The sequence below is a fragment of the Pseudanabaenaceae cyanobacterium SKYG29 genome, assembly GCA_025055675.1.
Taxonomy (GTDB): domain Bacteria; phylum Cyanobacteriota; class Cyanobacteriia; order Pseudanabaenales; family Pseudanabaenaceae; genus M5B4.
In genome coordinates this window covers 19,973-32,382 of record JANWWT010000001.1, presented here as the reverse complement: position 1 = coordinate 32,382, position 12,410 = coordinate 19,973, and the positions used below count along the sequence as shown (strand labels likewise).

The 12,410-nt window shown below is 50.7% G+C and carries 10 protein-coding genes; 6 read left to right on the top strand and 4 right to left on the bottom strand.

Annotation, left to right across the window (positions count from 1 at the left end; translation table 11 throughout):
* Positions 1–27: 27 nt before the first annotated feature.
* The gene (locus tag NZM01_00135; GenBank protein MCS6958447.1) at positions 28–921 is read left to right on the top strand and encodes an alpha/beta fold hydrolase; all 894 of its coding nucleotides are present in this window, start codon (positions 28–30) and stop codon (positions 919–921) included.
* Here the strand turns inward: NZM01_00135 and NZM01_00130 are convergent.
* Entirely contained in the window at positions 898–1,863 is a 966-nt protein-coding gene (locus NZM01_00130) for an MBL fold metallo-hydrolase (GenBank protein MCS6958446.1), read from the bottom strand. The genes NZM01_00135 and NZM01_00130 overlap by 24 nt on opposite strands.
* A gap of 83 nt (positions 1,864–1,946) precedes the next feature.
* Between NZM01_00130 and grpE the strand changes: the two genes are divergently transcribed.
* Both grpE and dnaK read left to right on the top strand, forming a co-directional pair.
* The gene (grpE, locus tag NZM01_00125) at positions 1,947–2,648 is read left to right on the top strand and encodes a nucleotide exchange factor GrpE (GenBank protein ID MCS6958445.1); all 702 of its coding nucleotides are present in this window, start codon (positions 1,947–1,949) and stop codon (positions 2,646–2,648) included.
* A gap of 31 nt (positions 2,649–2,679) precedes the next feature.
* Positions 2,680–4,527 carry a molecular chaperone DnaK gene (gene dnaK / locus NZM01_00120; protein MCS6958444.1) on the top strand — a complete coding sequence of 616 codons (1,848 nt, stop codon included), beginning with the start codon at positions 2,680–2,682 and terminating at the stop codon, positions 4,525–4,527.
* Here the strand turns inward: dnaK and NZM01_00115 are convergent.
* Positions 4,524–5,528, bottom strand: a complete 1,005-nt coding sequence (locus NZM01_00115) for a DUF4931 domain-containing protein (GenBank protein MCS6958443.1) — start codon at positions 5,526–5,528, stop codon at positions 4,524–4,526. The two genes, dnaK and NZM01_00115, sit on opposite strands and share 4 nt — an antisense overlap.
* A gap of 301 nt (positions 5,529–5,829) precedes the next feature.
* Here NZM01_00115 and thiO point away from each other — a divergent pair, with 301 nt between their 5' ends.
* Positions 5,830–6,879: a glycine oxidase ThiO gene (thiO, locus tag NZM01_00110; GenBank protein MCS6958442.1), complete on the top strand. Its 1,050-nt coding sequence runs from the start codon at positions 5,830–5,832 to the stop codon at positions 6,877–6,879.
* Between the two features lie 102 nt (positions 6,880–6,981).
* Complete coding sequence (locus NZM01_00105) at positions 6,982–9,333, top strand: esterase-like activity of phytase family protein (protein ID MCS6958441.1); 2,352 nt, start codon at positions 6,982–6,984, stop codon at positions 9,331–9,333.
* Between the two features lie 40 nt (positions 9,334–9,373).
* On the opposite strand, the gene ntcA is transcribed toward NZM01_00105, so the two are convergent.
* Positions 9,374–10,018 (bottom strand): global nitrogen regulator NtcA, encoded by a 645-nt coding sequence (gene ntcA / locus NZM01_00100; GenBank protein MCS6958440.1) that lies wholly within the window; start codon positions 10,016–10,018, stop codon positions 9,374–9,376.
* 149 nt (positions 10,019–10,167) lie between these two features.
* Between ntcA and NZM01_00095 the strand changes: the two genes are divergently transcribed.
* Positions 10,168–10,710 (top strand): DJ-1/PfpI family protein, encoded by a 543-nt coding sequence (locus NZM01_00095; GenBank protein MCS6958439.1) that lies wholly within the window; start codon positions 10,168–10,170, stop codon positions 10,708–10,710.
* Here the strand turns inward: NZM01_00095 and prfC are convergent.
* Positions 10,707–12,317 (bottom strand): peptide chain release factor 3, encoded by a 1,611-nt coding sequence (gene prfC / locus NZM01_00090; protein ID MCS6958438.1) that lies wholly within the window; start codon positions 12,315–12,317, stop codon positions 10,707–10,709. The genes NZM01_00095 and prfC overlap by 4 nt on opposite strands.
* Positions 12,318–12,410 lie beyond the last annotated feature (93 nt).

Sequence of the window (12,410 nt, the reverse complement as noted above, 5' to 3'; positions counted from 1 at the left end):
AATAGTAACAAAAAATTAAGTTTTGTTATGGGAACCCTACAGACAACCTGGGAGTGGCGAGGGCACAAGATTAGCTACAGAGCAGCGGGAGAGCTGGGGGACAGGGAGCGACCAGCCCTAGTGCTAATCCATGGTTTTGGCGCTTCCAGTGGGCATTGGCGGAAAAATATACCCGCCCTGGCAACAGAGGGACGAGTCTATGCCCTGGATTTACTGGGATTTGGCGCTTCCGCTAAACCTGCGCCTAGTCCGACTGTGAATTACACCTTTGCTACCTGGGGAAAGTTGGTCGTGGATTTTTGCCAGGAAATTGTGGGCACACCAGTAACCTTAGCGGGGAATTCCATCGGGGCGATCGTGGCAATGCAGGCAGCCCACTATGCTCCCTCCTTAGTGCTCAAGACCATCCTCCTCAACTGTTCTCTGCGCCAACTACACGAGAAAAAAAGAGTCCATCTGCCTTGGTACCAGTCCCTAGGTGCGCAGGTGATGCAAAATTTACTTGCTTTTCGTCCCTTTGCCCAGCTATTTTTTGCCCAGGTGCGGCAGCCCCAGGCGATTCGCCAAATTCTCCAGCAAGCCTATGCCCAAAAGAGCGCAATTACACCGGAACTGGTAGAGATGCTGCAGCAACCTGCCTATGACCCCGGTGCTTTGGATGTATTTGTGGCATTCGTGCGCTACTCCGGCGGACCGACCCCAGAAGAGCTACTAGAGACCTTACCCTGTCCCGCTGTTTTACTCTGGGGTACGGAAGACCCCTGGGAACCGATCGGTATTGCCCAAACCTGGCAAAGGTATCCCGCTGTGCAGGCGTTTATTCCCATTGTGGGTGCTGGTCACTGTCCCCAGGACGAACTGCCGCAGGTAGTCAATCCCCTGCTTCTGCAATATTGGCTAGGGCAAGAGGGGAATACCTAGACTGCGGGCGAACTGGTCATAGGCAGAGTCCAGATTATTCTGTAGCCCTGTATTGGGGTTACCAGCATAGAGACCCTGAAATTTGTAGTCTTTGTAGGCAGGGGGAATCTCCTGAGACTGAGCGATCGCCTGCTCTTTGCTTAAACCCTGCGCCTTCCAGGACAAAGCTAACTGTTCCAGGAAATTAAAGTAGGCAAACTGGGCCCGCAAAATAGACACATCCCCTACCTCCCCATGACCGGGCACCACTTTGGCATCGGGGTAGGTAGTAATTAAGCGGTACAAACTGCCCTGCCACTCTTTAATATTGCCGTCCCCTGTAAAGGGGAATCTCTGGTTAAACACCATATCCCCGGCAAACAACACCTTGGCATCGGGGACATAGACCACCAAATCCGTTCCCTTGGCATGTCCCTCTACCCGCTCGACCCGGACGCGGCGATCGCCCAACCAAAATTCTGTTTCGCTATTGATAATTACGTTGGGGGGTACCAGTTGGGGATTAGTCCTAGCCATCAGTTCTCGAATGCGCCCGCGCCCCACGATCGGAATATTCTGCTGGGCAGGCACCGCGTTGCCCCCCGTGTGGTCAGGATGGAAGTGAGTATTGATGACATAGCGAATTGGCTTATCCGTCAAGGACTTAATCGTGGCAAACAGCAGCTCCGCCAACCGGGGAGTGGGAAGAGTATCAATAACCAACACCCCTTCACTGCCAATCACAAATCCCCCATTGACAAAACAGCGATCGGGACTAGCGGGGGGAATGTCCTCTTGCCCCACCAGAGCATAAACCCCTGACCCAACCTGCTGCAATTGCAGACCTGCTTTAGCCAAATCTAACCCAGATTGTGGCTGCGACAGCACAGTCGCCCAAGTCAGCACAAAGGCTAGCATACTCAGCAGTAACGCCCCCACTCCCCTGTACCACATCCTTGCCATAGCAAATTCCCGTCAGCGATTGCCTCAAATAGTGTAGTCTATAGAGATATAATTTTTAACAGCCTATCTGTGTGAGTGACGCAATGACAGAAGAAATATTGCCAGACAACGAAAACAACGAAGAGCTGCCAGACCTCGCAGAGGAAGAAGAAATTAACATTGGTGAACTAATAGAAGTAGTAGAGGCAGCAGAGGCAGCACCAGCAGTCGTTAGCACAGAGGAACCCCAGGGGGCAGGGGAAGACTTAGAGACTCTCAAACAGAAGCACGAACAAAAGGTAGCCAATCTAACCAATCAGATTATGGAACTGACCAAGCAACTGGAGGAGAAAGACAACCAGTACAAACGCCTCTACGCTGACTTTGACAACTACCGTAAACGGACATTGCGCGAAAAGGAGGAGCAAGAAGAGCGGATTACCATCAAACTGTTGCGTAAAATTCTACCCATTGTGGACGACTTCGAGCGAGCACAACTGCAGATCAAGCCTAACAATGAGGGAGAAGCCAAAATTCACAACAGTTATCAGTCTGTCTATCGCAACTTTACGAAAAGCCTGAAAGACCTAGGGGTAGCGCGGATGCAAGTAGTAGGGCAGCCCTTTGACCCCAACTTACAGGAGGCAATTGCCCAGGAAGAGACTACGGAATACGCAGAAGGTACAGTGGTAGTAGAAGTACAACCGGGCTACATGCTAGGGGAGAAAGTGCTGCGCCATGCCCTAGTTAAAGTTGCCATCCCGCCAGCGGAAAAAGTTGTAGCCAACGAGGTGACAAATGGGTAAACTGAAAGGTATGTAAAGGCGAAACCGTAGTATGGGCAAGATCATCGGCATTGACCTCGGTACCACTAATAGTTGTGTAGCAGTGTTAGAAGGTGGGAAACCTGTGGTTATCACTAGTGCCGAGGGGGGGCGTACTACCCCCAGCATTGTGGGTTTCCTGAAGGATGGCAAAGAGCGGGTGGTAGGTCAAGTAGCTAAACGCCAGATGATTACCAATGCCGCCAACACAGTTTACAGTATCAAGCGATTCATTGGTAGGCGGTGGGATGAAACAGAAGACGAGCGCTCCCGCGTGCCCTACACTCTAACCATGGGCAAGGATGGTACGGTGGATGTAATGATTGGGGAAAAAACCTATACTCCCCAACAAATTTCTGCCATGATTTTGAGTAAGCTCAAGGAGGACGCGGAGAACTATCTAGGGGAACGGGTAACGGAAGCAGTGATTACCGTGCCTGCTTATTTTACTGATGCCCAACGGCAAGCGACCAAAGATGCGGGACAAATTGCGGGTTTGGATGTCAAGCGCATTGTCAACGAGCCGACAGCAGCTGCTCTTGCCTACGGGATGGACAAGCAGGACAAAGGGCAAAAAATACTGGTGTTTGACCTAGGGGGTGGTACTTTTGATGTCTCCATCCTGCAATTGGGAGACGGGGTATTTGAGGTAATCTCTACCTCTGGTAACAACCACTTGGGGGGAGATGACTTTGATGCCTGCATTGTCAAGTGGCTAGTAGAGAACTTCAAGGAGGAGCATGGGATTGACCTGAGGGAAGATAAAGCGGCAATGCAACGCCTACGGGAAGCAGCGGAGAACGCCAAGATAGAACTATCCCGTGCCCCTATCTCCCTCATTAATCTCCCCTTTATTGCTGTGGATGCCAGTGGACCAAAGAATTTGGAGGTGGAACTGACGCGGGCAAAATTTGATGAACTGACTGCCCATTTGGTCAAAATGACCCTAGAGCCAACTGCCCAAGCCCTCAAGGATGCAGGGTTGACGACAAAGGAAATCGATCGGATTATCCTGGTGGGTGGCTCTACGCGGATTCCTGCTGTACAGGAGGCAATTACCAAATTCTTTGATGGCAAGAAGCCGGAGCAATCTGTCAATCCCGATGAAGCGGTAGCGATCGGAGCAGCGGTGCAGGCGGGGATATTGGGGGGAGAAGTAAAAGACCTACTTCTGTTGGATGTGATTCCCCTGTCGATCGGGTTAGAGACCATGGGGGGTGTATTCACGAAGATATTGGAGCGCAACTCCACGATTCCCACCAGCAAAACCCAGATATTCTCGACGGCGGCGGACAACCAATCCACGGTGGAGATTCACATCCTCCAGGGGGAGCGGGCAATGGCAAAGGACAACAAAACTCTGGGACGCTTTGAACTAACAGGAATTAGACCAGCACCCCGCGGCGTACCCCAGATTGAGGTATCTTTTGATATAGATGCAAATGGGATTTTGAAAGTCTCTGCCCGCGATATAGACACAGGCGTGGAGCAGAGTATTAGTATTACCAATACAGGTGGGTTAAGCCCGACGGAGATTCAGAGGGCAATTATGGAAGAGGAGGTCTATCGCGAGGAAGACATGATGCGTAAAGAGATTGCCAATATGCGCAATATCTCCACTAGTTTGATTCGCAGTGTGGAGCAAATGTTGGCAGACCATGGACCTGTAGTGATTACAGAAAGTTTGCGCAAACCTGCCCAGCAAAACCTTGCCGCCTTGAAGGAACTCCTGGAGCAGGATGAAATCCAACTAGAGGAGATCAAGGAGAAACATAAGGCTCTGCAGCAAACTCTGTTTGACCTCACTCAAGCAGTGGAGCGTTACTCTCAGGTACAGCGGGTAGAAAATCCTACCAGCTAGGGGAAGTCAGGAACAACCACATTCCGTAAAAACTGGGCGCTGTCCTCTGGTAAAGATGTGTTGATGTACATACCTGTACCCAACTCAAAGCCAGCAGTGGGGCTGACTCTAGGCACGATCGAAATATACCAATGATAATATTCGGTGTCTCTTTCTCCTGTGGGACTGGAACGAATGATGAAATTGTAGTCCGGATTGCCTAAACCCCAGTAGAGGCGGGCGAGGACTTCCTTTAATACAGCGGCTAAGTCTCGCAGTTCAGAGGGCTGGGTGTTGCTAAAACAACTGAAATGGCGACGGGGGAAAATCCAAATGTGAAAAGGGGACAGAGCAGCATAGGGAATAAAGGCGACAAAATGTTCGGATAAGGTGATAATTCGTTTCTCTTTGGCAATCTCGTCAGCAATAGTATCACAAAACAAACACTGGCCATTGTCATCAAAATAGCGAATGGCAACATCAATCCGCATCCGAAAATGAAAGGGCACGATCGGTAACCCTGCTAATTGGGAATGGGGGTGCTCCAAAGATGTACCTGCCTTAATGCCGTGATTTTTGAAGATAACGATCGTTTCAATGCGCTGGTCTGCCAATATTTGGCGGTAGCGAAGTAGATAAGCGGTCAAAATTGTTTCAATCTCACTGACGGAGAAGAGAGCAAAATGACGGTTATGTTCAGGGTGCTCAATGATCACCTCATGGTAGCCAAAGCCCGTTACACTGTGATAGATACCTGTACCCGATCGGACTCTTTCTCCTACTGGTCGCAGGGCGGGGAACTTGTTGTGTACGATCCTTACCTGCCAATTTTCTCCCCCCAGCCGCAGAGTTTCGGGCGTGTTGTCTAGGTACTCATTGCCGCGGCAAAAAGGACAGTTAGCACGATAGATAGGAGGCAGCGGTGCCGGTTGGCAGTCAACAAACTCATGGGGGCGCTTTGCTCGTTCGGGGGCGAAAATCACCCAATCTTTGGTAATAATATTTTGCCGAATTTCAGACATAATCCTAATTGCCGCAGCCTACCCCCCGTAAAGTCGGTCAACTAAAGTTTAACAGGACAGTAGCAATCCTTGGCAGTTGTATAGGTCTAGCAATTTCGGCGGCGGTATAGCTCAGGGAGAGGTAGAGGACTCCCTAGGCACAAATCCACTGCTGGTTATGACTGTATCAAAGAAAACTTATTTGCTGTTAGGAGCCTGGGGAGGGATTGCTCTAAGCAGGGAATCTCATTCCTAGGAATGGTCTGGGGAGCAAGAATTAGGGGTAACTTATAACTATGCTGTAATTGCTTATGGGTTGTTCATGGTGTCAGACGTACTGGTAATTGGGGGTGGCATTATCGGCATTGCCACAGCCTGGGAACTAGCAAAGGCAGGTGTAAAGGTGTGTGTGGTAGAGCGGGGTACCTGTGGACAGGGAGCTTCCTGGGCAGCGGCGGGTATGCTGGCACCGCAAGCGGAACAACTAACAGGGGATCTACTGGCTCTAGGTATTAAAAGTCGTTCCCTCTATCCCCAATGGATCAAAGAAATCCAAGGCGTGACAGGACAATCCTGTGGTTACTGGTGCTGTGGTATCATTGCCCCTCTCTTTAATGGGGAAGCGCCCCCCTCGGAATACTATCGCGACCGATCGGCACTCCTGCAACGCCAGCCAGAATTAGGGGAGAAAGTAACAGGGGGCATGTGGTATGTCGAGGATGGACAAGTAGACAATCGTCTGTTGATGCAAAACTTGCTCCTAGCTGCCCGTCTCCAGGGAGTGGAAATTAGGGAGGGGGTCAATGTTGTTGGCTTTAACACCAATAATGGGCAGATTACCAGTGTGCAAACTCCCCAAGGGGAATTAGTGGCAGGGCATTATTTGCTCGCCAGTGGAGCCTGGTCGCGGGAATTATTGCCAGTGCCAGTGCAACCCCGTAAAGGGCAGATGCTCTCCTTCTTCGACCCCCAACGGCGACTGCAACAGGTAATCTACGCTCCTGGGGCTTATATCGTCCCCCGCCAGGATGGCACGATCGTGCTGGGGGCTACGGTGGAGGATGTGGGCTTCCTACCAGGAATTACTGCCGGTGGCATCAATAGTTTACTCAGCAACGCGATCGCAGTTCTACCATTTCTGGCTGATTTGCCGATTACAGAAACCTGGTGGGGCTTCCGTCCCTATGCCCCCAAGGAAATTCCCTTGCTGGGTGCAACTAAGTACGAAAACTTGACGATCGGGACAGGTCACTACCGCAACGGCATTCTATGGGCACCGATTACCGCCCATTTGCTTAGCCGCTGGATTCTGGGGCAAACTGCTGACCCCCTGGTACAGGAATTTCTCCCCTTCCTGCAGTCCTCAACTTAAACAATTGTTTAACTTTCCTTAATCTGTTCTTAATTGAATTGGTGATGCAACCTTAACCTGCGGGGGGTATGTTAGGGGGGTTGGCATTTATGCAGTGTAATTATGACTACCAGAACAGTAAGGTTTGCCCAATTCAATATATACACCAGCGAATTGCACAGAAGAGAGGGACAGTTTGCGGAGGTGTTATCCAACCCTGACAGCCAACAACTACGGAATGTTGCTGAGACTATTCAACGGATTAATCCTGATGTCATTTTGCTCAACGAGTTTGACTACCTAGCCAGTGACCCCCTGCGTCCTGTGCGTCTCTTCCAACAAAATTATCTCTCCCGCTCGCAAAATGGTGCTCCTCCCATTGAATTCCCCTTTGTCTATGTTGCTCCTTCCAACACTGGTATTCCCTCTGGCTTTGACTTGAATAACGATGGCAGGGTGGTCACTACCCCAGGGACAGTGGAGTACGGGAATGATGCCTTTGGCTTTGGCTTTTTCCCTGGGCAGTACGGCATGGTGGTTTTGTCCAAGTTCCCCATCGATGTCGCCAATGTGCGTACCTTCCAAAACTTCCTGTGGAAGGATATGCCCAACAACTTGCTCACCAATGACCCCACTGTGGATGACCCTGCTACTCCTGTGAATGAAAATCTCAGGGGGTTCTACAGTCAGGAAGAGATTAATGTCCTGCGTTTATCTTCCAAGAGCCACTGGGATGTACCCATTAACATCAACGGCACGATCGTTCATTTTCTGGTTTGTCACCCCACGCCTCCTGTGTTTGATGGACCGGAAGACCGTAACGGTAAGCGGAACTTTGACGAAATTCGTTTTTGGGCGGACTATATCAACCCGGCAGCTAGTAGCTACATTTACGATGATAATGGCAGGCGCGGGGGACTACCGGCAGGGCGGAGTTTTGTGATTGCCGGTGACCTCAATGCTGACCCCTTCGATGGTGATAGCTACAATAACGCTGCCCGCCAATTGACAGAAAATCCCCGCATCAACAATCGTGTCATTCCCTCTAGCTTGGGGGGGCTGGAAAACGGGGAAGATGGCGGTGTCAATGACCTGCATCGGGGTGACCCCAGATTTGATACTACAGACTTTAACGATCGTCCTGGCGGTCCTGGCAATTTGCGCATTGACTATGTGTTGCCCTCTGCGGATTTGAGTATTCGGCGGGCGGAGGTGTTCTGGCCCCCCAGCAATGACCCCCTCTTCCGTTTGGTGGGTTCCCGCGGTGATGCGTTTAGCCCCTTTAGCATTGATCTGCAACCTACGTCTGACCACAGTGCTGTGTTTGTCGATATTGATGTGCCCATAGGTCCTGGGGGAGCGCGGAATACAGTCACAAATTTACGGTTTATTGGGCAGGCGACTTTCTTTGGGCGCAGTCTCGATGTAGCAAACACTGAATTTGCAGGGATTTCGGGTATTGCCTATGATGACCTGACCAAAACTTTCTATGCTCTCTCCGATGCCCGCACAGAAGATGAAGGACCTACTCCCCGCTTTTATACCCTCAAACTAGACCTCAACCCCACTAGCTTTGGCAATGCCAACGTTAAGTTTGGTAGTGTTACTATTCTCACTGACCCCCAAGGCAGAAATTTCGCTCCCCTCTCCCTTGACCCCGAAGGTATTGCTCTGAGTGGACGGGGTACGGTCTATATCAGTTCCGAGGGGGAAGCCAGTGCTGCTAGAGTAACAGCGCCCTTCATCAAAGAATTTGATCTCTACACGGGCAGGGAACTGCGCTCTTTACCCATCCCAGACAAGTATATCCCCAATGGCTTTGGTGCCAATCAAACCCGGGGCGTGCGCAATAACCTCGCCTTCGAAAGCCTTGCCCTTACTCCCAACGGTCGCCAACTCTATACTGCTACAGAAGGTGCCCTAGTACAGGACGGACCAGAAGCGACTGCTACTAACTCCACCCGCGCCCGCATTCTCCGCTATGACCTCCTCACGGGCAGACCCGATGGGGAATTCCTCTACGTGGCAGACCCGATTGTTTTGGCACCGACGGGAACTAATTTTGCTGTTAGCGGTTTGGTTGATCTTTTGCCGATCGATGACCGCGGCACCTTGCTGGCTTTGGAGCGCTCTTTCACAGCGGGGACACCAGGCACAGGCAATTCTATCAAGCTCTATGAAATTACCCTGGACAATGCTACTGACATCAGCCGCATTGATTCCCTCAATGCCCTCACCCCCCAACAGCTACGGGACATCAGACCTGTGGAGAAACGGTTGTTGTTAAACTTCGATAGCTTGCGCCTCCCCACCGGCTTGGATAACATTGAGGGGATGGTGTTCGGACCATTGTTGCCCAATGGTCAGCAGTCGTTGATCATTGTCAGTGACAACAACTTCAACAAGTTTAATCCCAATCCTACTCCCACCTTTACCCAAATCATGGCATTTGCCATCGATATAGGTGCGCGCTAGGAGTACCGATACCCCGCCCCAGGGCGGGGGCATTTTTTGACTAGGCAAACTGTTGTCCCAGGCTGATGGGGTCATGGACGGTAATATGTTTTTGGGAGATGGAAATCAGTTTTTTATCCCGTAGTTCGCCCAGGAGACGGGTGACTGTAACACGGGTGGAACCGATCGCTTCGGCAATGGCTTGATGGGAGAGTTTGAGGTCAATTTTGACACCCCCCTGGGGAGTCGGCTCGCCAAAGTCACGGCAGAGAATCAGTAGGAAACTGACTAAACGCGATCCCATGTCGCGGTGGGCTAGGGTCTCAATCATCATCTCTGTTTGCAGGATGCGGGAAGAGAGTCCCCGCAGTAACATCATGGGTAAATCAGGGTTTTCCTTGAGGGCAACTTCTACCTGCTCGATCGGTACAGAGATCAGCTGCACTGGCGTAAAGGCAACGGCATGGTAAAAACGATCGGAGCGATTGCCCGTAATCAGGGATAGCACGCCAAAAATGCTGTTTTCCCGCAGCAGAGCGACAGTAATTTCCTCCCCTGACTCATAGACCCGCGAGAGTTTTACTGCTCCCGATACCAGAAAATAAAACCGCTCCGCCGGATCACCGGGGAAAAAAATCGTCTTGCCCCGTTCATATTTTTCAATGGGGGTTTGACTGCCGCCAATCTCCCGAAATACATCAATCATGGGACGCTCATCACCAAACACGCCAGACCTCCAACCAGTGCAAAGAATTAAATTATGTCATGATCAATTGTGGCTAGAGTGCTAGTCTGCTAGATTTAGCGTAGCATTTTGTATTAGTCATTACCAAACACAAAGGGGAGGTAAAAGTTATGCCTGCTGTGCTAGTGCCCTTGATTGATGGGTTTGAAGAAATGGAAGCAATTACTATTATCGATGTACTGCGACGGGGTGAAATTACGGTGATTACCGCAGGGGTAAACGGCAAGGAGGTGACCGGTTCCCATCAAATTACAGTTATTGCTGATACTCTTTTGTCCGAGGTCAAGCCAGAGGAAATCAACGCTATTGTCCTACCCGGCGGTCCAGGTGTCAAAGAGCTGAAAGAAAATCAACTCCTGCGCCAGATGTTGCAGCATAATTACCGATCGGGGCAACTGACAGCGGCTATCTGTGCGGCTCCCCTGGTGCTGTCGGAGGCGGGCATTTTAGAGGGCAAGCAGGTGACTGCCTATCCCTCGGTGCAAGACCAACTACAATGCGGTAGCTATGTCACTGAAGCAGTTGTCCAGGATGGGCATCTCCTTACCAGTCGGGGACCCGGTACTGCTACCAGCTTTGCCCTGGCTCTCGTGAAATATCTGGCGGGGGAAGAAAAAGCCCGATCGGTTGCCGCAGCTATGCTGGTCACCTAGGCAGACACCTGAGCGAAACCAAGGACAGGCGCAATCGCACTTAACTTTAGTTTGGGGTGGTCATGCATCACCTGTTCTAGGTTCCATTGGTTTTTGAACAGTAAAACAGGTCGTTCCCAGCGGTCTTTCACAACCATTGTGTTGAACAATCTACCAGCAGCTTCCAGAGCAGACCAACCCTCCACTACCCAACGGGCTACACTGTAGGGCAGAGGTTGCAGCTTAGTTTCTACCCCATACTCTGACTGCAGGCGATATTGCACTACTTCAAACTGCAACTGACCGACTGCTGCTAGGATTGGTTCTCTCTTACTGTCATCGACGGAATACATAATTTGAATCGCTCCCTCCTCCTCCAACTCGGATACACCCTTGCGGAATTGCTTGAACTTGGAGGGTTCGGGGGATTGTAAATAAGCAAACAATTCCGGGGAGAAACTGGGAATGCCGGCAAAAAAGCGCTTTTTCCCCACACAAATCGTGTCCCCAATAGCAAAAGTACCAGGGTTATTCAATCCAATCACATCCCCTGCATAGGCAGTCTCGATCGCTTCCCTATCCTGTCCGAACAATTTTTGGGCGTGGGCAAGGCGGATGGTTTTGCCAGTGCGCATGTGGGTTACCGTCATATCCTTTTCAAACTTGCCGGAACAGATGCGAATAAAGGCAATGCGGTCACGGTGTTTGGGGTCCATGTTTGCCTGCAACTTAAAGACAAAGGCGGAAAATTCCTCCTCTGTCGGTTTGACCTTACCCAAATTGCTGTCATGTTCCCCTGGGGGCAGTGCCTGCGCCAAAAAGGACTTCAAAAATAATTCCACCCCAAAATTGGTCATAGCTGAGCCAAAATAAACAGGAGTCATCTTGCCCTGTCTGAGGGCTTCCCCATCCCACTGTGCTCCCAATTCTGTCACCATCTCCCATTCCTCCTGGAACTGCTGCCACCGATCGGGATGGATGATCTCCTGCAGGCGCGGATCGAGAATTGACAACACCTGCACACCTGCTTCCTTGCTGCCGTGGGCTGTCCGTTCAAATAAGTGTACTGTCTGGCTCTGGCGGTCATACACTCCCTGAAATTGATCCCCTGTGCCAATGGGATAGTTCATCACATAGGGAATGATGCCCAATTCCCGCTCAATCTCGTCTAACAGGGCAAGGGGTTCTTTGGTCGGTCTGTCCATTTTGTTGATGAAGGTGAAGATGGGTAATGACCGCAGACGACATACCTCAAACAATTTCAAAGTCTGGCTTTCCAGTCCTTTCGCGCCATCTAGCAACATTACTGCATTGTCTACGGCTGCCAATGTGCGGTAGGTGTCTTCACTGAAATCTTTGTGCCCAGGCGTATCTAGGAGATTGACACAGTAGTTATCGTAATTAAACTGCAAAACCGTTGAAGTGATAGAAATTCCCCTTTGTTTTTCCAACTCCATCCAGTCTGAGGTGACATGACGCTGGGCCGCCTTGGCTTTGACCGCCCCCGCCAGATGAATTGCGCCCCCATAGAGCAACAACTTTTCCGTGAGGGTTGTTTTCCCCGCGTCGGGGTGAGAAATAATAGCAAAAGTACGGCGGCGGTTGACTTCCCGTTCTAACTCCGTCATATCCCTGTGTAAACACTAATTATGAGTATATTCTCTCTACCGAGATTCTAAAAATATGTGGAGATTTTGCCCCTGGGGTAGGAGATCGGGTTA